At 50.5% G+C, this 289-nt stretch carries 1 protein-coding gene; it reads right to left on the reverse strand.

The window, feature by feature from the left end; all coding sequences use genetic code 11:
- Positions 1 to 251, reverse strand: a 251-nt coding sequence (locus ACSNOG_RS33165) for a sensor histidine kinase (RefSeq protein ID WP_436756380.1), incomplete at its 3' end; no start/stop codon positions are given.
- Between the last annotated feature and the right edge of the window lie 38 nt (positions 252 to 289).

Here is a 289-nt window from a genome sequence, read left to right on the forward strand (position 1 = left end):
CTCAGCACATGGTTCAGCTCATTAGCCACTGTAATCTCCTCCAGAGACGTAAGGAGGGAGTAGCGCATCATATAAGCAAGAGAGGATACCATTTCCGTAATTTCGGACGAGCCTCTGACCTCTGCGTAACAGACGATCGTCTCCAGCGTGTTATACATAAAATGCGGATTGATCTGCAGCTGAAGAGCCTGGAATTCCGCACGCTGCCTGGCGATAATGATCTTCTGCTGCTGCAGCTCGCTTTCGTACACCCGTTCGATGAGCTCCGACAGACGGGTTACCATCAAAT

Source organism: Streptomyces sp. URMC 124, from assembly GCF_051386455.1.
Lineage (GTDB): Bacteria > Actinomycetota > Actinomycetes > Streptomycetales > Streptomycetaceae > Streptomyces.